The organism is Halomonas gemina, assembly GCF_023554995.1.
GTDB classification, from domain to species: domain Bacteria; phylum Pseudomonadota; class Gammaproteobacteria; order Pseudomonadales; family Halomonadaceae; genus Halomonas; species Halomonas gemina.
Map to the genome: position 1 here is coordinate 53,671 of NZ_JAMJPK010000002.1, position 23,626 is coordinate 77,296.

Below are 23,626 nucleotides of genomic sequence, written 5' to 3' on the forward strand. Positions count from 1 at the left end.
GCGCGATGGTAGGATGAGGCGATTCGTTCATCCGTGAGGCGTGATCCCCCCATGTTCGGTATTTTCAAGCGCAAGAAGAAGCAGGAAGGGCAGCAGACGACACCGGAACAGGAGGCCGAGCGCCGGTCGGACGAGCAGGCGGCAGACGACGACATCGAGGCCACGTCGCCGGCGGAGGAGGCCGCCGACGAGGTCGATGAGGTGGCCCCTGTCGGCCAGCCGGCGCAGGCGCCCGAACCCGAGCCCGAGCCCGAGCCCGAGCCCGAGCCCGAGCCCGAACCCGAACCCGAACCCGAACCCGAACCCGAACCCGAACCCGAGCCCGAGCCGCCCAGGGCGGCCCTGCAGGAGAAGCCGGTCGCCGAGAAGAAGGGCTGGTTCGCCCGCATGCGTGCAGGGCTTGGCAAGACGCGCGCCAACCTCACCGACGGCCTGGCCGACCTCTTCATGGGCCGCAAGCAGATCGACGGCGACCTCATGGAGGAGCTCGAGACCCAGCTGCTGATGGCGGACGTGGGCATCGAGGCCACCACCGAGATCATCGACCGGCTCACCGCCCGGGTCTCGCGCAAGGAGCTCAATGAGCCCCAGGCGCTCTATCGGGCCCTGCAGGAGGAGCTCGCGGCGATGCTCGAGCCCGTCACCCGGCCGCTGACGCTGCCGCCCAAGGGCGAAGGCCCCTTCGTGATCCTGGTAGTGGGGGTCAACGGCGTGGGCAAGACCACCACCATCGGCAAGTTGACCCAGCGCTTCCAGCGCGAAGGGCGCAGCGTGATGCTGGCTGCCGGCGACACCTTCCGGGCGGCGGCGGTGGAGCAGCTCAAGGTATGGGGCGAGCGTAACGACGTGCCGGTCATCGCCCAGCACACCGGCGCCGACAGTGCCTCGGTGATCTTTGATGCCGTGTCGGCCGCCAAGGCGCGGGGGGTCGACGTGCTGATCGCCGACACCGCGGGCCGCCTGCACAACAAGGCCCACCTGATGGAGGAGCTCAAGAAGGTGCGCCGGGTGATGGGCAAGGTCGATGACCGCGCGCCCCATGAGGTGATGCTGGTGCTGGATGCCGGGACCGGCCAGAACGCCCTTGCCCAGGCCTCGACCTTCAACGAGGCGGTGCCGGTCACCGGCATCACCCTGACCAAGCTCGACGGCACCGCCAAGGGCGGCATCATCTTCGCCCTGGCCCGCCAGCTCGGCACGCCGATCCGCTTCATCGGCGTTGGCGAGTCGCTGGATGACCTGCGCCCCTTCGTGGCGAACGAGTTCGTCGATGCCCTGTTCGACCGAGAACCGGTGTCGCCCGAGTCATGATCGCCTTCGAGCATGTCGGCAAGCGCTACGGAGGGCGCTTCGAGGCGCTCGCCAATATCGACTTCCGGGTGCGGCGCGGCGAGATGGTCTTCCTCACCGGCCACTCCGGGGCGGGCAAGAGCTCGCTGTTGCGCCTGATCATGCGCCTTGAACGGCCCAGTCGCGGCAAGGTGCGAGTGGCGGGTCATGATATCGACCGCCTCCACCACAGCCAGATCCCCTTCTATCGCCGCCAGATCGGCGTGGTCTTCCAGAACCACCAGCTGCTCTTCGATCGCTCGATCTACCACAACGTGGCCCTGCCGCTGGAGATCCAGGGGGTCGAGCACCGCGAGGCGGCACGACGGGTGCGAGCGGCGCTGGACAAGGTGGGGCTCCTGCACCGCGAGGCCGCGCTGCCCATCGAGCTCTCGGGTGGCGAGCAGCAGCGGGTCGGCATCGCTCGGGCGGTGGTCAACAAGCCGGCGCTGCTGCTGGCCGACGAGCCCACCGGCAACCTCGACCCCCAGCTCTCCGCCGACATCATGGCGCTGTTCGAGGACTTCAACCGCATCGGGACCACGGTGATGGTCGCCAGCCACGACCTGGCGCTGATCGCCCGGCTGCGTCACCGCACCCTGCGACTCCATGAGGGGCGTCTGGTGGCCGACGAGGAGGTCGCATGAGCCGCGAAGCCGCCCCTACGCCCCGTGGCGCGCGCACGCAGCGCCCGGCAGGCGGTGTCCGCTGGCGGGCGTGGGCCCGCCACCACCGTGCCATGGCCGTCGACAGTGCCCGCCGCCTGCTGCGCCGCCCCTTGGGCAGCCTGCTGACCATGCTGGCCATTGCCATCGCCCTGGTGCTGCCGGCGGGGCTCTGGCTGACCCTGGACAGCGCCCGCCTGCTCGACGCCGAGTTGGAGGAGAGCGCGACACTCACCGCCTATCTGGCCACCGGGGTCGGGGAGGGCGAGGCCGGGCGTATCGAGGAGGCGCTGGCCGCCCAGGCGGGGGTGGTCGGCACCCGGCTGATCACCGCCGCCGAGGGCATGGCCGAGTTCCAGCAGGCGCTGGGGCTGCGCGATGCCCTGGCGCGACTCGAGGGCAACCCCCTGCCGGCCAGCGTGGTGGTGCGCCCCGACGACCCTGACCCCGCGGCGGTACGAGGCCTCGCCGAGCGTCTCGAGGCCGTCCCCGGGGTCGAGGAGGTGCGCCTGGACCTCGCCTGGCTGGAGCGCCTGCGCCACCTCGCCGAGCTGGGCCAGCGGGTCACCCTGGCGCTGGGCGTGCTGTTCGGACTGGGCGTGCTGCTGGTGGTCGGCAACACCATCCGCCTCGCCGTGGAGAATCGCCGCCAGGAGATCGAGGTGGTGACCCTGATCGGCGCCACCCATGCCTTCGTGCGTCGCCCCTTCCTCTACAGCGGGGCCTGGTTCGGGCTGGGCGGCGGCCTGCTGGCCTGGGGCCTGCTGACGCTCGGCAGCGACTGGCTCTCGGCGCCCGTCTCGGCCCTGGCGGCGAGCTACGGAGCCAGCTTCCACCTGCCGCGGCTGGGGCCCGAGGGGTCTACAATTCTGCTTGCCTGTAGTACACTGCTTGGCTGGCTGGGTGCCTGGATTGCCGTGAATCGGCACCTGGCGGAGATCCGGCCTCGCTGAGGCGAGCGCCGGTCGAATCCACGGGATATCGGGCATCAGCCGGAACTTTCGTCGGCATTTACCGTCTTATGCGGCGACCATGTACAGCCTTATGGGTTTCGAAGGAGACAACCTGCACATGAGCACCAGTCTTCTGCCGGTGGGTCAACTCTCGCCGGGTCATGACCTGAACGGTTACATCCAGGCGGTCAACGGCATCCCCATGCTGACCGTCGACGAGGAGCGCGAGCTGGCCTTCCGCCTGCACGACGAGGGCGACCTCGAGGCGGCGCGTCGCCTGGTGCTCTCGCATCTGCGCTTCGTCGTCTATATCGCCCGCAGCTATTCCGGCTACGGCTTGCCCCAGGCCGACCTCATCCAGGAAGGCAATGTCGGCCTGATGAAGGCCGTCAAGCGCTTCGACCCCAACCAGGGCGTGCGGCTGGTCTCCTTCGCCGTGCACTGGATCAAGGCCGAGATCCACGAGTTTGTGCTGCGCAACTGGCGCATCGTCAAGATCGCCACCACCAAGGCCCAGCGCAAGCTGTTCTTCAACCTGCGGGGCGCCAAGAAGCGCCTGGCCTGGCTGAACAGCGACGAGGTCGAGGCCATCGCCAAGGACCTCGACGTCAAGCCCGAGGTGGTGCGCGAGATGGAAGGGCGCCTGTCGGCCCACGACGCCGGCTTCGATGCCTCGCCGGGGGAGGACGACGAGTCCGCCTACCAGGCGCCGGTGCACTTCCTCGATGATGCCAGCGCCGATCCGGCCACCCAGCTCGAGGACAGCGACTGGGAGCAGGATGCCACGCATCGCCTGCAGCAGGCCCTGGAGGCCCTCGACGATCGCTCACGGGACATCCTGCAGCGTCGCTGGCTGGGTGACGACAAGGCTACCCTGCACGAGCTGGCCGACGTCTACGGCGTTTCCGCCGAACGCATCCGCCAGCTCGAGAAGAACGCCATGAAGAAGATCCGCCAGCAGATCGGTGACGCCATGGCGGCGTGACGCCCTCCGGGCAGCGCCAAGCAGCCAAGAAAAACCTCCAGCAGAGTCGCTTGCTGGAGGTTTTTTGTTGCCATAGTGCTGCGCGAGCACCATCCTGCTCGGCGCTCGGCGCTCGGCGCTCGGCGCTCGGCGCTCGGCGCTCGGCGCTCGGCGTGCTACGCCGTCTGCGGGCTCTCACGCAGCAGTTGGGCGGAGAGCAGCGCCCACTGGTCGTTCCAATGCTCGGTGGGGCGGTGGCGAAAGTCGCTGCGCACGTAGCGCGAGATCTGCCCCTCGAGGTGGGCCAGCAGCAGGTTGGCGGCCGCCGAGACCGGCAGCGAGGGTCGCCGCCCCTCGCGCAGCTCCGCCTCGCGCAGCACCTGCTTGAGCTGGGTCTCCAGGCGCTCGAAGAGCTGGTGGATGCGCAAGCGCAGCCGTGACGTCTCGCCGGTCAGGGCGTCGCCGCCCAGCAGGCGCGAGAGGCCCGGGTTCTTCTCGGCGAAGGCCAGCACCAGGGTGAGGATCTGGCCGCAGCGCGGCAGCGCTTCCGGCACCTCCTCGAGGATGCGGCCGATGCGCTCGAAGAGGGATTCCTCGATGAAGGCGATCAGCCCCTCGAACATCCGCGCCTTGCTGGGGAAGTGGCGATAGAGCGCTGCCTCCGAGACGCCGACCTGGCGGGCCAGGGCGGCCACGGTGATGCGCTTGCCGCTGTCCTCCTCCAGCATCAGCGCCAGGCCCTGCAGGATCTGCTCGCGGCGACTGGGGGTACGTGTTTCCTGCGTCATGTCGTTATGTTCTTGTCGGTCGGGTGGATCGGGCCGGGGGCTCAGCCGGCGTTCGGGTCCTGGGGAATGTCGGTGATCAGGGTGCCCACCCCGGCGTTGGTGAAGATCTCCAGCAGGGTGGCATGGGGCACCCGGCCATCGATGATGTGGGCGCTCCTCACGCCGCCCTTCACGGCGTCCAGGGCGCAGCGGATCTTCGGCAGCATGCCGCCATGGATGGTGCCGTCGGCGATCAGGGCGTCCACCTGGCCGGTGGTCAGCCCGGTGAGCACCTCGCCCTCGGCGCTCATCAGGCCGGCGACGTTGGTCAGCAGCATCAGCTTCTCGGCATCCAGGGCCTCGGCCACCTTGCCGGCCACCAGGTCGGCATTGATGTTGTAGCTGCGGCCCTGGGCATCCACGCCGATGGGGGCGATCACCGGGATGAAGTCGCGGGCGGCGAGCATCTCGATGAGGTCGGTGGAGATGTGCTCCACCTCGCCCACGTGGCCGATGTCGATGATCTCCGGCGCGGTCATCTCCGGGCTCTGGTGCTCCACCTTGAGCTGGCGGGCACGGATCTGCGCGCCGTCCTTGCCGGTCAGGCCGATGGCCTTGCCGCCGCACTGGTTGATCAGGTTGACGATGCCCTTGTTGACCAGACCACCCAGCACCATCTCCACCACGTCCATGGTCTCGGCGTCGGTCACCCGCATGCCGTTGACGAACCGCGACTCGATGCTGAGCTTCTCCAGCAGCTCGCCGATCTGCGGCCCGCCGCCATGCACCACCACCGGATTGATGCCGACCTCCTTCATCAGCACCATGTCGCGGGCGAAGGAGTCGATCAGGGTGTCCTCGGTCATGGCGTTGCCGCCGTACTTCACCACCACGGTCTTGCCGGAGAAGCGCTGGATGTAGGGCAGTGCCTCGGAGAGCACCTCCACTACCAGGCGCGGGTCGCGGGTCTGTTCGGTCATCGGTCGGGTTCCCTCTCCTGTGTATGGTAAACCGCCCCTCAGCGGGGCAGTTCGAGGTCGGGCGACACCTGGCTGAGGGCGTCGGCGAAGCGGCCGCGGATGCGGGCCAGGGCGGCGTCGTCCTTGCCCTCGAAGCGCAGCACCAGCACCGGCGTGGTGTTGGAGGCGCGGCACAGGCCCCAGCCGTCCGGGTAGTCGACGCGGATGCCGTCCAGGGTCGTCTTGACGCCTTCCTCGCCGAAGTCGCCCTCCCGGGCCAGCCGGTCCACCAGCGCGAACTTGGTCTCGTCGGTGACCGTGATGTTGATCTCGGGGGTGCCGACGTCCTGGGGGTAGCGGGCGAAGAAGGTGTCGGCATCGTCGGCCTGTTTCGACAGGATCTCCAGCAGGCGAGCGGCGGCGTAGAGGCCATCGTCGAATCCGTACCAGCGCTCCTGGAAGAAGATATGGCCGCTCATCTCGCCGGCCAGCAGGGCGCCGGTCTCCTTCATGCGCGCCTTGATCAGCGAGTGCCCGGTGCGCCACATCTCGGGTGTGCCGCCGGCCTCCTCGATCACCCTGGTCAGGTTGCCGGTGCACTTGACGTCGAAGATCACGCGGGCGTCGCGATTGCGCGACAGCATGTCCTCGGCGAAGGCCATCAGCAGGTGGTCGGGGTAGATCAGCTTGCCGCTCGGCGTGATCACGCCGAGGCGGTCGCCGTCGCCGTCGAAGGCCAGGCCGATGTCCGCGCCGGTTTCCTGGACGGTGCGAATCAGGTCCTGGAGGTTCTCGGGCTTGCCCGGATCCGGGTGGTGGTTGGGGAAGGTGCCGTCGATCTCGGCGAACAGCGGAACGGTCTCGGCGCCGAGGCGTTCGACCAGCGCCGGGCCCAGTTCGCCGGCCACGCCGTTGCCGCAGTCGACCACCGCCTTGATCGGCCGGGCGAGGGTGACGTCGCCGAGGATGCGGGCGAGGTAGGCGTCACGCACGTCCTCCTGGCGCATGCTGCCCTGGCCCTCGCTGAGCTCGCCGTTCGCCAGGCGGGTGTGCAGCGCGGTAATGGCCTCGCCGGAGAGCGTCTCGCCGCCGAGCACGATCTTGAAGCCGTTGTAGTCCGGCGGGTTGTGGCTCCCGGTGACCATCACGCCCGAGGCTGTGCCCTCGAGCACGTGGGTGGCGAAGTAGAGCACCGGGGTGGGGACCATGCCGATGTCGACGACGTCGCAACCCGACGACAGCAGGCCGCGGGTCAGGGCGGCCAGCAGGCGCGGGCCGGAGAGGCGGCCGTCGCGAGCGACGACCACGGTGGACTCGCCGCGGGACCGGGCCTCGCTGCCGATGGCGAGGCCGATCTGCTCGACACCCGTCTCGGTCAGGGTGTCGTCGACGATGCCGCGGATGTCGTAGGCGCGGAAGATGGAGGCAGGGACTGCCTGGTTCGCTGCTTGGGTCATGGGGTCCGTCCTTTATGAAGTTTCGAGTGGCACGCTGCCGTCCCCGGGCGTCAGTGACGACCGGAGCTACCGAACCCGCCGGTGCCACGCTGGTCGGCGCCGCGGTGGCGTTCGTCGAAGGCTTCGACGACCTCGAGGTCGGCGTGCATCACGGGAACAAGCACATACTGTGCCAGCCTCTCGAAGGGCTCGATGGTGAAGGGCGCGTCGCCACGGTTCCATGTGGAGATCATCAGTTCGCCCTGGTAGTCGGAATCGATCAGCCCCACCAGGTTGCCGAGCACGATGCCGTGCTTGTGGCCCAGCCCCGAGCGGGGCAGGATCATGCCGGCGAGATTCGGGTCGGCGATGTGGATGGCGAGCCCGGTGCGTATCAGCTCGCACTGCCCGGGCGCCAGGGTCAGGGGGGCGTCGAGCAGGGCACGCAGGTCCATGCCGGCGGAGCCTTCGGTGGCGTAGTGGGGCAGGGCGTCACGCAGGCGCTCGTCGAGCAGCTGGATGGCGAGGCGCGGGCGGTCGGGAATCGCGGGCATCGTAGGTCCTCGGGGGGTCGGTGTCAGGGGGCGTGACGGGACGCCAGGCAGGCCAGGGCGCGGCGCACCACCGCCAGGGCGAGCCGCGACTTGGTCTGGGGAGCGAGGCTCTCGCTGCCTTCACTGTCGCCGTCCCGCCACAGCAGCAGGGCGGCGTTGTCGTCGCTGCCGAAGCCGAGTCCGGCCCGGGAGACATCGTTGGCGACGATCATGTCGAGCCCCTTGCGGGTTAGCTTGTCCCGGGCATAGGCCTCCAGGTCGCGGGTCTCGGCGGCGAATCCCACCACCAGCGGGCGCTGCGACTCGGGCAGCGCGGCTACGCAGGCGATGATGTCGGGATTCTTCACCAGGCGCAGGGTAAGGCTCTCCTCACCTTCGACCTTCTTGATCTTGTGCTCGGCGGCCGTTTCGGCGCGGTAGTCGGCCACGGCGGCGCAGCCGATAAAGATATCGCTGTCGGCGGCCAGCCGCTGGGCGGCTTCGTGCATCTCCCGGGCCGATTCCACGTCGGTGCGCTCGACGCCAGCGGGGGTCGGCAGGGCGACCGGGCCGCTGATCAGCCTCACCCGGGCGCCCAGCGAGGCCGCGACGGCGGCCAGGGCGAAGCCCATCTTGCCGGAGCTGTGGTTGGAGAGGTAGCGCACCGGGTCCAGCGGCTCCCGAGTCGGGCCGGCGGTGATGGTGACGGTCAGGCCATCGGCTTCCAGTGACCCATCCGGTGCGGCCGGCGCGCCATCGGATGCCTGGGCCGGCGCGGCTTCGGGCGCCATTGTGGGCGCGGCATCGGGCGCCAGGGAGAGCAGCGCCGCCAGGATCGCCTCGGGCTCCAGCATTCGCCCTGGCCCCACGTCGCCGCAGGCCTGGTCGCCGCTGTCCGGCCCCAGCAGCTGCCAGCCGTCCTCGGCCAGCTGGCGCGCATTACGCCGGGTGGCCGGGTGGCGCCACATGGCCTGGTTCATGGCCGGGGCCATCACCTTCTCGGCGTCGCTCGCCAGGCAGAGGGTGGTGAGCAGGTCGTCCGCCAGGCCCTGGGCGAGGCGCGACATCAGGTCGGCGGTGGCCGGGGCGATAAGGATGGTCTCGGCCCAGCGGGCCAGTTCGATATGCCCCATGCCGGCCTCGGCCTCGGGGTCGAGCAGCGAGGTGCGCACCGCTTCGCCGGTCAGGGCTTGCAGCGTCAGGGGCGTGATGAAGGCCTGAGCGCCCTCGGTCATCACCACGCGCACCTCGCAGCCGGCCTGGGTGAGCAGGCGGGCGAGCTGGGCGCTCTTGTAGGCGGCGATGCCGGCGCTGATGCCGAGCAGGACGCGCCGGCGAGGGGGTGTCGACATGGCGGTATCCGAGCGTGAATCCGGTCGCCTACCTTACCACCGGTGCCCGACCTTGCGTAGCCGCCGGGCCGGCTACACTGACAGTCATGGACGTCAGGCAGGGAGGCAGGGATGTCGATTCGGGACTGGCCGGAGGGGGAGCGCCCCCGGGAGAAGCTGCTGGCGCTGGGGGTGGAGGCGCTCTCTGACGCCGAACTGCTGGCGATCTTCCTGCGCGTCGGCGTGGAAGGGCGCTCGGCGGTGGACCTGGCCCGCGACCTGCTGTCGGCCTTCGGCGGGCTGCGTCAGCTGCTGGAGGCCGACCAGGCACGCTTCTGCGCCGAGCGTGGCATGGGCATGGCCAAGTACGTCCAGCTCAAGGCCACCCTGGAGCTGTCGCGGCGGCACCTCGCCAGCCAGCTGGACCGGGGCGATGCGCTCACTTCGCCGTCGCTGGTGCGGGCCTACCTCGCCGCCCGGCTGCGTCATCTCGGTCATGAGGAGTTTGCCGCGCTCTTCCTCGACAGCCAGCACCGCGTGATCCGCTACGAGTCGCTGTTCCGCGGCACCCTGGACAGCGCCTCGGTCTATCCCCGCGAGGTGGCCCGCCGTGCCCTGGAACTGGGCGCCGGCGCCATCATCTTAGCCCATAACCACCCCTCGGGCGTGGCCGAGCCCAGTGACGCCGACCGGCGCATCACCGAGCGGCTGCGCGAGGCGCTCGGGCTGTTCGAGGTACGCGTGCTGGACCACTTCGTGGTGGGCGACGGCGAGGTGGTCTCCTTCGCAGAACGCGGGTGGCTATAATACGTCAGGACTATCGCAGTTGGCTCCAGCGAGGAGCGCCGGGGGCAGGCCGAAGAGGAGGTCATACGCCATGGATGGCGTCGGTAGCGCCCATGGAAGGGTTCACAGCGCCTCCTCGTAGGCTTGCCGACGGAACAGCTCCGAGCAATTTGCTATCGGTGATTGCCATGTATAATGCGCCGCGTCGCTTGCCGAATGCGTCGGTCTCTGGTATAAAATGCAGCCTTTGAATTCCCTTGGGTCAAATGACAGCGGGGTCGTCCCGGTTTGCCCGACAGGTTTTGAACACTCAGGTCTTAACACCTGGCCAAGCGGTTGGAGGCTCTCATGTCCAAAGTATGTCAGGTTACCGGCAAGCGCCCGGTGACTGGTAACAACGTTTCACACTCCCAGCGCAAGACGCGCCGTCGTTTCGTGCCGAATCTGCATTCCCACCGTTTCTGGGTGGAGTCCGAGAAGCGCTTCGTCAAGCTGCGCGTCTCCTCCAAGGGCATGCGCATCATCGACAAGAAGGGCATCGAGGCGGTGCTCGGCGACATCCGCAAGCGCGGCGAAGCCGTCTAAGCGATTCACCAGGGGAGATAGGCGTCATGCGCGACAAGATCAGAATGATTTCCAGTGCCGGTACCGGCCACTTCTACACCACCGACAAGAACAAGCGGAACACCCCGGACAAGCTCGAGAAGAAGATGTTCGACCCGGTCGTCCGTCAGCACGTGATGTACAAGGAAGGCAAGATCAAGTAACGCTTGGTCGCTTCCGCCGCAGGCAGTAGCCTGTCAGCCTGAACCCGGCCCGATGGTCGGGTTCTTGCGTATCACTGCCTCTTCCGGACCCATCATGCCCGAGTTGCCCGAAGTCGAGACCACCCGCCGGGGCATCGCCCCCCATGTGGAAGGCCGCGAGATCACCGAGGTGATCGTGCGCCAGGCCCGCCTGCGGGTGCCGGTGCCGGCGGACCTCGTCGAGCGGCTGGTGGGGGCGCGCATCGGCGAGCTCACTCGGCGTGCCAAGTACTTGCTGCTGCCGCTCGCCTTGCCGGAACAGGGCGAGGCGCCGCGGACCCTGCTCTGGCACCTAGGCATGTCCGGCAGCCTGCGCATCGCCCGCCTGGGCGAGCTGCCGAAGAAGCACGACCATCTCGACCTGGTGCTCGACGACGGCGCCATCCTGCGCTACCACGACCCGCGCCGCTTCGGCTTCGTCGACTGGCTGGCCGGCAGCGCGGAACAGGACGCGCGCCTGGCCCGGCTGGGGCCGGAGCCGCTCTCCACGGCCTTCGACGGTGAGCGCCTCTTCGCGCGCTCCCGCGGGCGCCGCCTGGCCGTGAAGCCCTTCCTCATGGACAACGCCGTGGTGGTGGGGGTGGGCAACATCTATGCCGCCGAGGCGCTGTTCCTGGCCGGCATCGATCCGCGTCGCGCCGCCGGGCGTATCTCCCGGGAGCGCTTCGATCGCCTCGCCGCGGCGGTGCGCGAGGTGCTGGCCGCCGCCATCACCCAGGGCGGCACCACCCTGCGCGACTTCGTCGGCGGCACCGGCGAGCCGGGCTACTTCAAGCAGCGGCTCAATGTCTACGGGCGCGACGGCCAGCCCTGCCGCCGCTGTGGCGCCGAGCTGCGCCTGGTGACCCTGGGCCAGCGGGCCAGCGTGTTCTGCGGCCACTGCCAGACCTGACGGCGGCGCGGCCTTGCCGACGCCCCTCCACCCTTTCACGAGAGAGTCCCATGACCGCACTCCGCTCACTGCGCCTGAAGAAGCACGCCGACCGTCGCCTCAAGGCCGGCCACCTGTGGCTCTACTCCAACGAGATCGACATCCAGGCCACGCCACTCAAGGAGATCGAGGCCGGATCACAGGTGGTGGTCGAGGCCGCCAACGGCAAGGCCATGGGCGTGGCCTACGTCAATCCACACTCGCTGATCTGCGCGCGGATGGTCTCCCGCGACCCGGCCCAGGGGCTCGACCGCTCGCTGCTGGTCCACCGCCTCAACCAGGCACTGGCGCTGCGCCAGCGCCTCTACGACAAGCCCTTCTATCGCCTGGTGCACGGCGAGGGTGACCTGCTGCCGGGGCTGGTGATCGACCGCTTCGGTGACGTGCTGGTGGTGCAGCTCAACACCGCCGGAATGCAGGCGGTACTGCCCGAGCTGCTCGACGCCCTGGACAAGGTGCTGTCGCCGACGGCGGTGGTGCTGCGCAACGACACCAGCGGTCGCCGCCAGGAGGGCCTCGAGGCCGGCGTCGAGGTCGTCAAGGGCGAGCTGCCCGATCAGATCCTGCTGGAGGAGAACGGCGTGCGGTTCGTCGCCCCGGTGCTCGATGGCCAGAAGACCGGCTGGTTCTTCGACCACCGGGTCAATCGTGCCTGGCTCAACGGCCTGGTGGCCGGCAAGCGAGTGCTGGACCTGTTCAGCTACGTGGGCGGCTGGGGCGTGCAGGCCGCGGCCAACGGCGCTCGCGAGGTGCTCTGCGTGGATGCCTCCGGCCCGGCACTCGAGCGGGTCGCCGAGAACGCCGCCCTGAACGGGCTGCACGAGCAGGTGTCGGTGGGCGAGGGTGACGCCTTCGAGGTGCTCGCCGCCCTCAAGGCCGAGGGCGAGGAGTTCGACGTGGTGATCCTCGACCCGCCCGCCTTCATCCGCAAGCGCAAGGACATCCCCAACGGCGAGCGTGCCTACGGCAAGCTCAACCGCGAGGCGATGCGCCTGCTGGGGCGCGACGGCCTGCTGCTCTCGGCGTCGTGTTCCATGCACCTGGCCCCGGAGCGCCTGGTCGACGTGGTGCGCGGGGCGGTGCGTCACCAGGACCGCCAGGGGCAGATCCTCTTCCAGGGCCACCAGGGGCCGGATCACCCGATCCATCCGGCGATTCCCGAGACGTCCTACCTGAAGGCCCTGGGCGTGCGCGTCTTCCGGGACTAGCGCGCCGTGCTCCCCGGCTACGTTCGCGCCTTCGCCCACTCCAATACGCTGCTGGTCAGCCACGTGCACAACGTGCTGGCCGCGGCCGGCATCCCCGCGGAGCTGCGCAACCTGACCCTGGGCGGTGGCGCCGGTGAGCTGCCGCTGGGGGAGTGCGAGCCGGAGGTGTGGGTGGCACCGCACAACCTCGCGCGTGCCGAGGCCCTGATCCGCCAGGCCCTGGACGGCAGGAGCGATCGCCCGGCATGGACCTGTCCGGGGTGTGGGGAGCGCCTCGACGGCGCCTTCGACACGTGCTGGAACTGTGGCGCCCACCGAGAGCCCTGAGACAGGCCGAGGCCTGTCTGTTTCCGACTGAGCGAGATTGCCGTCCGGCGCGCCGCTTCGGGGCGCCCTGGCAGGGTTTCCTCCAGGGGAGCTGGCTGCAAGAAAAATCTCTGGCCAGAAGGCCACATAATGACAATATATTCCGTTCTTCTGCGTGGACTCTTCGTGTATGGACTGCCTGTGCTGTAATGGGGAGGAAAGCCACCCAACAGCAGCCCAGGAGTAAGCCATGCAGATCGCCGTGCCCAAGGAGATCAAGAACCACGAGTACCGCGTCGCCCTGACCCCCACCGGCGCCCGGGAGCTGGTGGGCCGCGGCCATACGGTGACGGTGCAGGCCGGCGCCGGTGAGGGGGCCGGCTTCGCGGATGCCGCCTATGAGGCCGCCGGGGTGCGTCTCGAGGCCGACGTGGCCAAGGTCTGGGGCGGCGCCGAGCTGATCCTCAAGGTCAAGGAGCCGCAGCCCGAAGAGGTCGCACGCCTCAAGGCCGGCCAGACGCTGTTCACCTACCTGCACCTGGCCGCCGAGGAGTCGCTGACCCGCGGCCTGATGGAGAGCGGCGCTACCTCCATCGCCTACGAGACCATCACCGACCGCCAGGGCGGCCTGCCGCTGCTGGCGCCGATGAGCACCGTGGCCGGGCGCATGGCCATCCAGGCCGGCGCCCACAGCCTGGAGAAGGCCCAGGGCGGCTCCGGCGTGCTGCTGCCCGGGGTGCCCGGGGTGGCGCCGGCCAGGGTCGCGGTCATTGGCGGCGGTGTGGTGGGCGAGAATGCCGCCCGCATGGCGCTGGGCCTCGGCGCCGAGGTCACGGTGCTCGACAAGTCGATCCCGCGCCTGGAGACTCTGGACGACCGCTACCAGGGCCGCATGAAGACGCTCTTCTCCACCGCCGACGCCATCGATGAGGCGGTGCGCGAGTGCGACCTGATCGTGGGTGCCGTGCTGATCCCGGGGGCCGCCGCCCCCAAGCTGATCACCCGCGAGATGCTCGCCGAGATGAAGCCCGGCAGCGTGCTGGTGGACGTGGCCATCGACCAGGGCGGCTGCTTCGAGACCAGCCGGGCCACCACCCATACCGACCCGACCTACATCGTCGACGGGATCGTCCACTACTGCGTAGCCAACATGCCCGGCGCCGTGGCGCGTACCTCCACCCAGGCACTGACCAACGCCACCCTGCCGTTCGTGATCGCCCTGGCCGGCAAGGGCTGGCAGCAGGCGCTGGCCGATGACCCCCACTTCGCCGCCGGCCTCAACGTCCACGCCGGCCAGGTGACCTATCAGGCGGTGGCCGAGGCCTTCGGCCTGGAATACGTCGATCCGGCCGGCCTGCTGGGTTGAGTGCACGGGCCTCGGTCGCCTTGATCGGGGCCTCGCGTTACCATAGCGGCCATTTCCGAACAGTAGAGTCCGCTTTCCCCATGAGTGCAGCTTCCGAGAAGACCCGCGTTCTCACCGGCATCACCACCACCGGCACCCCCCATCTGGGCAACTACGTGGGGGCGATCAAGCCCGCCATCGCCGCGAGCCAGGACCCGAGCGTCCAGTCCTACTACTTCCTCGCCGACCTGCATGCGCTGATCAAGTGCCAGGACCCGCGTCGGGTTCAGGAATCGCGCCTGGAGATCGCCGCCACCTGGCTGGCGCTGGGCCTGGATACCGACAACGCCATCTTCTATCGGCAGTCGGACGTGCCCGAGATCCCCGAGCTGACCTGGATGCTCTCCTGCGTCTGCGCCAAGGGGCTGATGAACCGCGCCCATGCCTACAAGGCGGCGGTGGCCGAGAACGAGACCGCCGGCAACCAGGACCCGGACAAGGGCATCACCATGGGGCTGTTCGGCTACCCGGTGCTGATGGCCGCCGATATCCTGATGTTCAATGCCAACAAGGTGCCGGTGGGGCGCGACCAGATACAGCACATCGAGATGGCTCGCGACATCGCCGGACGCTTCAACCACCTCTACAAGGGGCAGTACTTCACCCTGCCCGATGCCGTGGTGGACGAGCGGGTGGAGGTCCTGGGCGGCCTGGATGGCCGCAAGATGTCCAAGAGCTACAACAACACCATCCCGCTGTTCGTCTCCGAGAAGAAGCTGCTGAAGCTGGTCCGCAAGATCAAGACCAACTCCCTGGAGCCCGGCGAGCCCAAGGACCCGGCGACCTGTACCCTGTTCCAGATCTACTCGGCCTTCGCCACGCTTGAGGAGACCGAGGCCATGCGCGCCGAGTACGCCAATGGCATCGGCTGGGGCGAGGCCAAGAACCGCGTCTTCGAACTGCTCAACGACCAGCTGCGCGAGCCTCGCGAGCGCTACCAGGCGCTGATGGAGGACCCCGGCCATATCGAGCAGGTGATGATCAAGGGGGCCGAGCGGGCCCGTGCCGAAGCGGCGCCCCTCATGGATCGCCTGCGCCAGGCGGTGGGGCTCGGGCGTTTCGTCTGAGCATGGCTGCGCCATGTCGATAGTGCGGGCACCCTCGGGTGCCCGTTGTCGTTGGGGGAGGGCGACTATTATGCAATTTGGTTATTGATCATTTTATTTAAATGCTTTCACGTGCGCTTCGTGGGTCGTTAACATGGCCGGTCATCCGGGCTCCCCGCCCCTGACGACCTCGAGAGAGCACGCCATGAGTGAACTCGCCCTGACCCAACGTCCCCGACTCTCCGTCTCCGCCGTGGCGGCCGGCGCCCTGCTGTTGGGTGCCCTGGCCGTGGGTGCCGCCTTCGGTGCACGCCTCGGCGTGCTGATGGTGGTGGGTGGCCTGCTGGGCATGGTGCTCTACCATGCCGCCTTCGGCTTCACCGCCGCCTGGCGGGTCTTCATCACCGAGCGGCGCGGGCGTGGGCTGCGCGCCCAGATGGTGATGCTGACCCTCGCCGTGCTGCTGTTCTTCCCGGCGCTGGGGGCGGGCAGCCTCTTCGGCCAGTCGGTGTACGGCTTCGTGGCCCCGATCGGCATCTCGGTGGTGGTCGGTGCCTTCCTGTTCGGCATCGGCATGCAGCTCGGCGGCGGCTGCGCCTCCGGCACCCTGTTCACCGCCGGCGGCGGCAATGCCCGCATGGTGATCACCCTGCTGTTCTTCGTGGTAGGTTCGGTGATCGGTACCGCCCACTTCACCTGGTGGCAGGGCCTGCCCGCCTTCCAGCCGGTATCGCTGGTCAAGACCGTCGGCACCGGGGGCGGGATCGCCATCAGCCTGACGCTGTTTGCCGCCATTGCCGCCTTCACCGTGGTCATGGAGCGGCGTCGCCACGGCCAGCTGGAGCGGGCCCCGACCATCGACGCCGGCAACCGGCGCTGGCTCACCGGCCCCTGGCCGCTGCTTGCCGGGGCCGTGGCCCTGGCGCTGCTCAACTTCGCCACCCTGGCGCTCGCCGGCCGCCCCTGGGGCATCACCTCGGCCTTCGCCCTGTGGGGGGCCAAGGGCTTCGAGGCCCTCGGCGGCGATGTTAGCCAGTGGGGCTACTGGCAATCCTCGTGGAATGCGGCCGCCCTGGAGACCACGATCTGGCGTGACATCACCAGCGTGATGAACATCGGCATCCTGCTCGGCGCGCTGTTGGCGGCGTCGCTGGCCGGCAAGTTCGCCCCCAATTTCCGTATCCCGGCACGTTCCGTGCTGGCGGCGGTGATCGGCGGCCTGATGCTCGGCTACGGGGCCCGTCTGGCCTTCGGCTGCAACATCGGCGCCTACTTCAGCGGTATCGCCTCCGGCAGCCTGCATGGCTGGATTTGGCTGGTGGCCGCCTTCGCCGGCAACATGCTCGGGGTGAAGCTGCGTCCCTTCTTCTTCGAGGGCGAGGCAGGCCGACTGCCCGCAGCGAAGGGCTGTTGAGCCGTCTGTCTACCCGCAGCGCATCGCGACGCCCCGGCCCCAGGCCGGGGCGCCGTCGTTTGCGGCGTGCTAGAGTTGGCGGCAAGGTGCCGACAGAGCACCAACGGCCCGTTCCAGTCACCTTATCGAGGCGAGAGATGACCATCGACCAAAAGCGCCCCCTCTACATCCCCTATGCCGGCCCATCGCTGCTCGAGATGCCGCTGCTCAACAAGGGCAGTGCCTTTACCCGCGAGGAGCGCCTGGAGTTCAACCTGATCGGCCTGCTGCCGCAGAACGTGGAGACCATCGAGGAGCAGGCGGAACGGGCCTATCGCCAGTACCGGCAGTGCCGGAACGACCTGGACAAGCACATCTACCTGCGTGCCATCCAGGACGACAACGAGACCCTCTACTACCGGCTGGTCATGGAGCATCTCGAGGAGATGCTGCCGATCATCTACACCCCCACGGTCGGCAAGGCGTGCGAGGAGTTCTCCAACATCTACCGCAACCACCGGGGGCTGTTCATCGCCTACCCGGACCGCGACCGCATGGATGACATCCTGCGCAGCTCCACCAAGGACAAGGTCAAGGTGATCGTGGTCACCGACGGCGAGCGCATCCTGGGGCTCGGCGACCAGGGCATCGGCGGCATGGGCATTCCCATCGGCAAGCTGGCGCTCTATACCGCCTGCGGCGGCATCAGCCCGGCCTATACCCAGCCGATCATGCTCGACGTGGGCACCAACAACCAGGCGCTGCTCGACGATCCCATGTACATGGGCTGGCGTCATGAGCGCGTCTCCCAGGAGGAGTATGATGCCTTCATGGCGGAGTTCATTGCCGCGGTGAAGCGTCGCTGGCCGGGGGTCCTGCTGCAGTTCGAGGACTTCGCCCAGGCCAATGCCCTGCCGCTGCTCGACCGCTATCGCAACGAGCTCTGTTGTTTCAACGACGACGTCCAGGGGACCGCCTCGGTGGTGGTGGGTACCCTGATGGCAGCCTGCCAGGCCCGCGACGAGGGTATCGGCCAGCAGCGGGTGGTGTTCGTCGGGGCGGGCTCCGCCGGCTGCGGCATCGCCGAGCAGGTGGTGGTGGCCATGCAGACCGAGGGCCTGACCGAGCGGGAGGCACGCTCGCGCATCTACATGGTCGACCGCGAGGGGCTCGTCACCTCCGAGCAGACCTGGCTGCGCGACTTCCAGGCCCGGCTGGCCCACGACCCCGGGATGGTGGCCGGCTGGGACGGCCAGTCGCTGCTCGAGGTGGTGCGACGCATCGAGCCCACGGTGCTGATCGGCGTCTGCGGCATGCCGGGCATCTTCACCGAGGAGGTGGTGCGTGCGATGCATGCCGGCTGCGAGATGCCGCTGATCATGCCGCTCTCCAACCCGACCTCCCGGGCCGAGGCGGTGCCGGAGGACGTGATCCGCTGGACCGATGGTCAGGCCTTGGTGGCCACCGGCAGCCCCTTCCCGCCGGTGGAGTACGGTGGCCGCCGCATCCCCATCGCCCAGTGCAATAACGCCTACATCTTCCCGGGGATCGGCCTGGGCGTGGTGGCCGCCGGAGCCAGGCGCGTCACCGACGCCATGCTGATGGCCTCGTCCCGGGCACTGGCCCGCGAGGCGCCGCTGGTCAAGCAGGGAGAGGGGGCGCTGCTGCCGCCGCTCTCCAAGATCCGTGAGCTCTCCAAGGCGATCGCCTTCGACGTGGCCGCCCAGGCCCAGGGCGAGGGCGTGGCGCTGAAGACCAACGGCATCAAGCTGCGTGAGGCCATCGAGCGCAGCAGCTGGACGCCGGTGTACAGGCGCTATCGCCGCCGTTCCTTCTGACGCTTCGCCTGGAACGACGAAGGCCCTACCGGGTAATCCGGCAGGGCCTTTTGAGATCTGTTTCAGCTGTAGAAGCTTAAGGCTGATTCGGCGACAGGCCTGCGAGGGGGCGCTGTAAACCCGTCCTTGGGCGCTACCGATGCCCTCCCTGGCATAGGACCCCCTCTGCGACCTGTCCCCGACGCCTTTCGCCGTCAGGCTGCTCCGATCATGCCGCCCCGATCATCCTGCGCAGCACATAGTGGAGGATGCCGCCGTGGCGGTAGTACTCCAGCTCGTTGGCGGTATCGATGCGGCAGAGCGCCTCGAGCGTCTGCTCGCCCTTGTCGCTCTTGATGGTCACCTTGACCTTGCCGCCCGGGGTGAGCTCGCTGAGCCCCTCGATGGAGACCGTCTCGTCGCCGGTCAGGCCCAGCGTCTTGCGGCTCTCGCCCTCCGGGAACTGCAGCGGGACTACGCCCATGCCGATCAGGTTGGAGCGGTGGATCCGCTCGTAGGACTCGGCCAGCACCGCCCGCACGCCGAGCAGGCGGGTGCCCTTGGCGGCCCAGTCGCGGGAGGAGCCGGTGCCGTACTCCTTGCCGGCGATCACCACCAGCGGCGTGCCTTCCTGCTGGTACGTCATGGCGGCATCGTAGATCGCCATCTGTTCACCGGAGGGTACGTGGCGGGTCTCGCCGCCGACCACGCCGTCGAGCATCTCGTTCTTGATGCGCACGTTGGCGAAGGTGCCGCGCATCATCACCTCGTGGTTGCCGCGCCGCGACCCATAGGAGTTGAAGTCCACCGGCTTCACGCCGCGCTCCTGCAGGTAGCGTCCGGCGGGACTGTCGGGCTTGATGGCACCGGCCGGCGAGATATGGTCGGTGGTCACGGAGTCGCCCAGCATGGCCAGCACCCGGGCGTCCTTGACGTCCTCGATGGCGGGAGGCGTGCGCCCCATGCCCTCGAAGAAGGGCGGGTGCTGGATGTAGGTGGAGTCCTTCGACCACTGGTAGACCTTGCTCTGCGGCACCTCGATGGCCTTCCAGGTGTCGTCGCCATCGAACACCGCGGCGTACTCCTTGCGGAACATCTCGGTGTTGACCTGCTCCACGGCCTCGGCGATCTCCGCCTGGCTGGGCCAGATGTCCTTGAGGGTAACCGGCTTGCCGTGACGGTCGGTGCCCAGGGGGTCACGGGTCAGGTCGAGCTGGACGTTGCCGGCCAGGGCATAGGCCACTACCAGCGGCGGCGAGGCCAGCCAGTTGGTCTTGACCAGCGGGTGCACCCGGCCCTCGAAGTTGCGGTTGCCCGAGAGCACCGAGGCCACGGTCAGGTCGGCCTCCTCGATGGCCTCCTCGATGGGGCCCGCCAGGGGGCCGGAGTTGCCGATACAGGTGGTGCAGCCATAGCCGACCAGGTTGAAGCCCAGGGCGTCCAGGTCCTCCTGCACGCCGGCGGCGGCCAGGTAGTCGGTGACCACCTTGGAGCCCGGTGCCAGGGAGGTCTTCACCCAGGGCTTGGTGTGCAGGCCCTTCTCGCGGGCCTTCCGGGCCAGCAGGCCGGCGGCCATCATCACGCTGGGGTTGGAGGTGTTGGTGCAGGAGGTGATGGCGGCGATCACCACGGCCCCGGGGTTCAGCCGGAAGGCCTCGCCGTCGAGGTCCACGTCCTGGCTGTCGTGGTGCTCGTAGCTCTCCTCGACGCCCACGGCGGTCTGGCCGCCCTCGGACATCAGCTTGCCCTTCTCGGTGGTGGAGAGGCGCTTGCCGTCATCCTCCATCACCTTGGCGAAGGCCGATTTCATGTCCTTGAGCGCCACCCGGTCCTGGGGCCGCTTGGGGCCGGCCAGGCTGGCCTCGACCTCGGTCATGTCCAGCGCCAGGGTGTCGCTGAAGACCGGCTCGTCGCCAGGCTCGCGCCACAGCCCCTGGGCCTTGCTGTAGGCCTCCACCAGCGCCAGCTGGGCGTCGTCGCGGCCGGTGAGGCGCATGTAGGTCAGCGTCTCGTCGTCCACCGGGAAGAAGCCACAGGTGGCGCCGTACTCCGGGGCCATGTTGGCGATGGTGGCGCGGTCGGCCAGCGGCAGGTCCTTGAGGCCGTCGCCGTAGAACTCGACGAACTTGCCCACCACACCGTGGTTGCGCAGCATCTGGGTGACCGTCAGCACCAGGTCGGTGGCGGTGATGCCCTCGCGCAGCTTGCCGGTGAGCTTGAAGCCCACCACCTCGGGGATCAGCATCGAGACCGGCTGGCCGAGCATTGCCGCCTCGGCCTCGATGCCGCCCACGCCCCAACCGAGCACGCCCAGGCCGTTGATCATGGTGGTGTGGGAGTCGGTGCCCACCAGGGTGTCCGGGTAGGCCAGCGTCCTGCCGTCCTGCTCCTTGGTCCAGACGGTCTTGCCCAGGTACTCGAGGTTGACCTGGTGGCAGATGCCGGTACCGGGCGGTACCACGCGGAAGTTGTCGAAGGCCTGCTGGCCCCAGCGCAGGAACTCGTAGCGTTCGTGGTTGCGCTCCATCTCGATGGCCACGTTGTCCTTGAACGCCGTGGGGTCGCCGAACCTGTCGACCATCACCGAGTGGTCGATGACCAGGTCCACCGGCGACAGCGGGTTGATGCGCGCCGGGTCCTCGCCCAGCGTCTCCACCGCGGCGCGCATGGAGGCCAGGTCGACGACCCCGGGCACGCCGGTGAAGTCCTGCATCAGCACACGCGCCGGGCGATAGCCGATCTCGCGGTCGGAGCGGCCCTGCTGCTGCCAGTCGACCAGCGCCTGCATGTCCTCGCGGGAGACGCTCTCGTCATCGGCGAAGCGCAGCTGGTTCTCCAGCAGGATCTTCAGGGTCTTGGGCAGGCGGTCGATGTTGCCCAGTGCATCGGCGGCCTTGGCCAGGCTGTGGTAGTGGTAGGTCGTGCCGCCGGCGTCCAGCGTCTGCAGGGTATCCGGTGTGGACTCGTTGCTCATGCTGTCTGTCCTCCTTTCGCATCGCGGGGAGTGAGGGCACCATCCTGGTACCTTGTGGATGACATGGTCATGATAGATGCCCTTTTCAAGCGCCGCCCGGGAAGCGTGCCGGTTCGGCGCCCTTGAAATGCCGGCCTAGCCCCCGCATATTGCTGCGATACGGCACGACGGTTACGGGAGGCCGGATGCACGAGGAAGCGCTCGAGTCGCGGACGGTGAACTGCCCCTACTGCGATACACCGTTCGAGCTGCTGGTGGACCTCTCCCAGGGCAGCCATGCCACCTGGGAGGACTGCCCGCAGTGCTGCGCGCCGATCCAGCTGCGCATCGAGGTGTCGCCGGTCAGCGGCGAACTGGTCTCCCTGGACCTGGGACGCGATGACGATGTGCTCTAGCCCGGCACGACCCGCGAGACACGGGCCCGCGTCTCGCTGCGCCTGACGGCATCCTGTCCCGGGCCGTACGCTGCGGGCTGCGCCATGCCGGCGCCTGTCGGCATCGCCCAGTCCACTGCGCCATTCCCGACTCCACGAGGTCATCTCATGAGCGACGCGCGTCACGAACGCCTGATCATCCTGGGCTCCGGCCCCGCCGGCTACACCGCGGCCGTCTACGCGGCCCGGGCCAACCTGAAGCCCCTGCTGATTACCGGCATCCAGGCCGGCGGCCAGCTGACCACCACCACCGACGTGGACAACTGGCCGGGGGACGATGCCGGCGTCCAGGGCCCCGAGCTGATGGAGCGCATGAAACGCCATGCCGAGCGCTTCGACACCGAGGTGCTCTTCGACCATGTCCACGAGGTGGAACTGCGCAATCGCCCCTTCACGCTCAAGGGCGACAACGGCATCTACACCTGTGACGCCCTGATCATCGCCACCGGCGCCAGCGCCCGCTATCTGGGGCTCGAGTCGGAGCAGAAGTTCATGGGGCAGGGGGTCTCGGCCTGCGCGACCTGCGACGGCTTCTTCTACCGCAACCAGGAGGTGGTCGTGGTGGGCGGCGGTAACACCGCCGTGGAAGAGGCGCTCTACCTCTCCAACATCGCCTCCAAGGTGACCCTGGTGCACCGCCGAGACAGCCTGCGCGCCGAGAAGATCCTCCAGGACAAGCTGTTCGAGAAGGCCGAGAACGGCAACGTGGTGCTGGAGTGGAACCAGACCCTGGACGAGGTGCTGGGCGACAGCAGCGGCGTGACCGGGGTGCGCCTCAGGTCCACCGCGACCGGCGAGACCAGGGAGATCCAGGCGCCCGGGCTCTTCATCGCCATCGGCCATAGCCCCAATACCGGCATCTTCGAGGGCCAGCTCGAGATGGCCGGCGGTTATATCAGGGTCCAGTCCGGCCTCGACGGCAATGCCACCGCGACCAGTGTGCCGGGCGTGTTCGCCGCCGGCGACGTGATGGATCATGTCTACCGCCAGGCCGTGACTTCCGCCGGCACCGGCTGCATGGCAGCGCTGGACGCCGAGCGCTACCTCGACGAGCTCTGACAGCGCCAAGTCGCAAGCGCCGAGCGGAAAGCTGTTCTGTGGCGGGCGGCAAGTGTTGAGGCGAGAATGCGATACCCCGTCAGCCTGTTCTGACGGGGTAACTTGTTGACGACGGCCACGACGGCGGCATCATCCTGCTCGGCGCTCGGCGCTCGGCGCTCGGCGCTCGGCGCTCGGCGCTCGGCGCTCGGCGCTCGGCGCTCGGCGCTCGGCGCTCGGCGCTCGGCGCTCGGCGCTAGTAGTGCGGCGGCACCTCGTCCTCGGGGCCTGGCGTTGCTGTGTCGTTCTCCTGCAGCGCCCGCTGCTGGTCGCGCAGTCGCTCCTGCATCAGTGTATTGAGCCGCTCGAGGCGCGTCAGCCGCTGCTCCTGGCCGGCCACGGCCGCGTCCAGGGTGTCGAGCCAGTGCTCCTGGTAGGCGATGCGGCTCTCCAGGGCCTCGAGGCGTCGTGCCAGCTCGGCAGGCGTCGAATCGGTGCTCATGGTAGAATCCTCGCGCTGGGTGTCGCCGTTCATCGTGGCACCT

General features: G+C 68.6%; 23 protein-coding genes. 16 read left to right on the top strand and 7 right to left on the bottom strand.

Annotation, left to right across the window (positions count from 1 at the left end; translation table 11 throughout):
- The first annotated feature begins 51 nt into the window (after positions 1 to 51).
- The 4 genes from ftsY (at position 52) to rpoH (ending at position 3,932) form a co-directional block, all read left to right on the top strand.
- A complete protein-coding gene (gene ftsY, locus M8009_RS04325) occupies positions 52 to 1,311 on the top strand; it encodes a signal recognition particle-docking protein FtsY (RefSeq protein WP_250059537.1) in 1,260 nt (419 codons plus the stop codon).
- A complete protein-coding gene (gene ftsE, locus M8009_RS04330) occupies positions 1,308 to 1,976 on the top strand; it encodes a cell division ATP-binding protein FtsE (RefSeq protein ID WP_250059538.1) in 669 nt (222 codons plus the stop codon). The genes ftsY and ftsE overlap by 4 nt, the downstream gene beginning before the upstream one ends.
- A complete protein-coding gene (gene ftsX, locus M8009_RS04335; protein ID WP_250059539.1) occupies positions 1,973 to 2,947 on the top strand; it encodes a permease-like cell division protein FtsX in 975 nt (324 codons plus the stop codon). Before ftsE ends, ftsX begins: the two co-directional genes overlap by 4 nt.
- Positions 2,948 to 3,065: 118 nt before the next feature.
- Positions 3,066 to 3,932, top strand: a complete 867-nt coding sequence (gene rpoH / locus M8009_RS04340) for an RNA polymerase sigma factor RpoH (protein ID WP_250059540.1) — start codon at positions 3,066 to 3,068, stop codon at positions 3,930 to 3,932.
- Between the two features lie 155 nt (positions 3,933 to 4,087).
- Here rpoH and slmA read toward each other — a convergent pair whose 3' ends face one another.
- From slmA to coaBC, 5 genes are read right to left on the bottom strand one after another with little or no spacing between them, the layout of a single operon-like run.
- A complete protein-coding gene (gene slmA, locus M8009_RS04345; RefSeq protein WP_250059541.1) occupies positions 4,088 to 4,699 on the bottom strand; it encodes a nucleoid occlusion factor SlmA in 612 nt (203 codons plus the stop codon).
- Between the two features lie 41 nt (positions 4,700 to 4,740).
- Entirely contained in the window at positions 4,741 to 5,658 is a 918-nt protein-coding gene (gene argB, locus M8009_RS04350) for an acetylglutamate kinase (RefSeq protein ID WP_250059542.1), read from the bottom strand.
- Between the two features lie 38 nt (positions 5,659 to 5,696).
- Positions 5,697 to 7,094 (bottom strand): phosphomannomutase/phosphoglucomutase, encoded by a 1,398-nt coding sequence (locus M8009_RS04355; RefSeq protein WP_250059543.1) that lies wholly within the window; start codon positions 7,092 to 7,094, stop codon positions 5,697 to 5,699.
- 50 nt (positions 7,095 to 7,144) lie between these two features.
- Positions 7,145 to 7,627: a dUTP diphosphatase gene (dut, locus tag M8009_RS04360; RefSeq protein WP_250059544.1), complete on the bottom strand. Its 483-nt coding sequence runs from the start codon at positions 7,625 to 7,627 to the stop codon at positions 7,145 to 7,147.
- Positions 7,628 to 7,650: 23 nt separating this feature from the next.
- A complete protein-coding gene (coaBC, locus tag M8009_RS04365; RefSeq protein WP_250059545.1) occupies positions 7,651 to 8,958 on the bottom strand; it encodes a bifunctional phosphopantothenoylcysteine decarboxylase/phosphopantothenate--cysteine ligase CoaBC in 1,308 nt (435 codons plus the stop codon).
- A gap of 111 nt (positions 8,959 to 9,069) precedes the next feature.
- Between coaBC and radC the strand changes: the two genes are divergently transcribed.
- The 10 genes from radC to M8009_RS04415 all read left to right on the top strand — a co-directional run bounded on the left by radC (position 9,070) and on the right by M8009_RS04415 (position 18,656).
- The gene (gene radC / locus M8009_RS04370; protein WP_250059546.1) at positions 9,070 to 9,744 is read left to right on the top strand and encodes a RadC family protein; all 675 of its coding nucleotides are present in this window, start codon (positions 9,070 to 9,072) and stop codon (positions 9,742 to 9,744) included.
- A gap of 327 nt (positions 9,745 to 10,071) precedes the next feature.
- Entirely contained in the window at positions 10,072 to 10,308 is a 237-nt protein-coding gene (gene rpmB / locus M8009_RS04375) for a 50S ribosomal protein L28 (RefSeq protein WP_040184989.1), read from the top strand.
- Between the two features lie 26 nt (positions 10,309 to 10,334).
- On the top strand, positions 10,335 to 10,490 hold the full coding sequence (gene rpmG, locus M8009_RS04380) for a 50S ribosomal protein L33 (RefSeq protein ID WP_040184991.1): 156 nt from the start codon (positions 10,335 to 10,337) through the stop codon (positions 10,488 to 10,490).
- 94 nt (positions 10,491 to 10,584) lie between these two features.
- Entirely contained in the window at positions 10,585 to 11,421 is an 837-nt protein-coding gene (gene mutM / locus M8009_RS04385) for a bifunctional DNA-formamidopyrimidine glycosylase/DNA-(apurinic or apyrimidinic site) lyase (protein ID WP_250059547.1), read from the top strand.
- A 50-nt stretch (positions 11,422 to 11,471) separates the two neighbouring features.
- Complete coding sequence (locus M8009_RS04390; RefSeq protein WP_250059548.1) at positions 11,472 to 12,668, top strand: class I SAM-dependent rRNA methyltransferase; 1,197 nt, start codon at positions 11,472 to 11,474, stop codon at positions 12,666 to 12,668.
- A 6-nt stretch (positions 12,669 to 12,674) separates the two neighbouring features.
- On the top strand, positions 12,675 to 12,995 hold the full coding sequence (locus M8009_RS04395; RefSeq protein WP_250059549.1) for a putative signal transducing protein: 321 nt from the start codon (positions 12,675 to 12,677) through the stop codon (positions 12,993 to 12,995).
- Between the two features lie 229 nt (positions 12,996 to 13,224).
- On the top strand, positions 13,225 to 14,340 hold the full coding sequence (gene ald, locus M8009_RS04400; protein WP_250059550.1) for an alanine dehydrogenase: 1,116 nt from the start codon (positions 13,225 to 13,227) through the stop codon (positions 14,338 to 14,340).
- A gap of 80 nt (positions 14,341 to 14,420) precedes the next feature.
- Complete coding sequence (gene trpS / locus M8009_RS04405; protein WP_250059551.1) at positions 14,421 to 15,446, top strand: tryptophan--tRNA ligase; 1,026 nt, start codon at positions 14,421 to 14,423, stop codon at positions 15,444 to 15,446.
- A gap of 184 nt (positions 15,447 to 15,630) precedes the next feature.
- Positions 15,631 to 16,839 carry a YeeE/YedE family protein gene (locus M8009_RS04410; RefSeq protein ID WP_250059552.1) on the top strand — a complete coding sequence of 403 codons (1,209 nt, stop codon included), beginning with the start codon at positions 15,631 to 15,633 and terminating at the stop codon, positions 16,837 to 16,839.
- Between the two features lie 137 nt (positions 16,840 to 16,976).
- The gene (locus M8009_RS04415) at positions 16,977 to 18,656 is read left to right on the top strand and encodes an NAD-dependent malic enzyme (protein ID WP_250059553.1); all 1,680 of its coding nucleotides are present in this window, start codon (positions 16,977 to 16,979) and stop codon (positions 18,654 to 18,656) included.
- A 208-nt stretch (positions 18,657 to 18,864) separates the two neighbouring features.
- On the opposite strand, the gene acnA is transcribed toward M8009_RS04415, so the two are convergent.
- Positions 18,865 to 21,609, bottom strand: coding sequence for an aconitate hydratase AcnA (gene acnA, locus M8009_RS04420; RefSeq protein ID WP_250059554.1), 2,745 nt, complete (start codon positions 21,607 to 21,609; stop codon positions 18,865 to 18,867).
- A 185-nt stretch (positions 21,610 to 21,794) separates the two neighbouring features.
- Between acnA and M8009_RS04425 the strand changes: the two genes are divergently transcribed.
- Together M8009_RS04425 and trxB are read left to right on the top strand one after the other, a co-directional pair.
- Positions 21,795 to 22,004, top strand: coding sequence for a zinc ribbon domain-containing protein (locus tag M8009_RS04425; RefSeq protein ID WP_250059555.1), 210 nt, complete (start codon positions 21,795 to 21,797; stop codon positions 22,002 to 22,004).
- Between the two features lie 147 nt (positions 22,005 to 22,151).
- Complete coding sequence (gene trxB / locus M8009_RS04430) at positions 22,152 to 23,102, top strand: thioredoxin-disulfide reductase (protein WP_250059556.1); 951 nt, start codon at positions 22,152 to 22,154, stop codon at positions 23,100 to 23,102.
- Between the two features lie 235 nt (positions 23,103 to 23,337).
- Here the strand turns inward: trxB and M8009_RS04435 are convergent, their stop codons facing one another.
- The gene (locus M8009_RS04435) at positions 23,338 to 23,583 is read right to left on the bottom strand and encodes a SlyX family protein (protein WP_250060047.1); all 246 of its coding nucleotides are present in this window, start codon (positions 23,581 to 23,583) and stop codon (positions 23,338 to 23,340) included.
- Positions 23,584 to 23,626 lie beyond the last annotated feature (43 nt).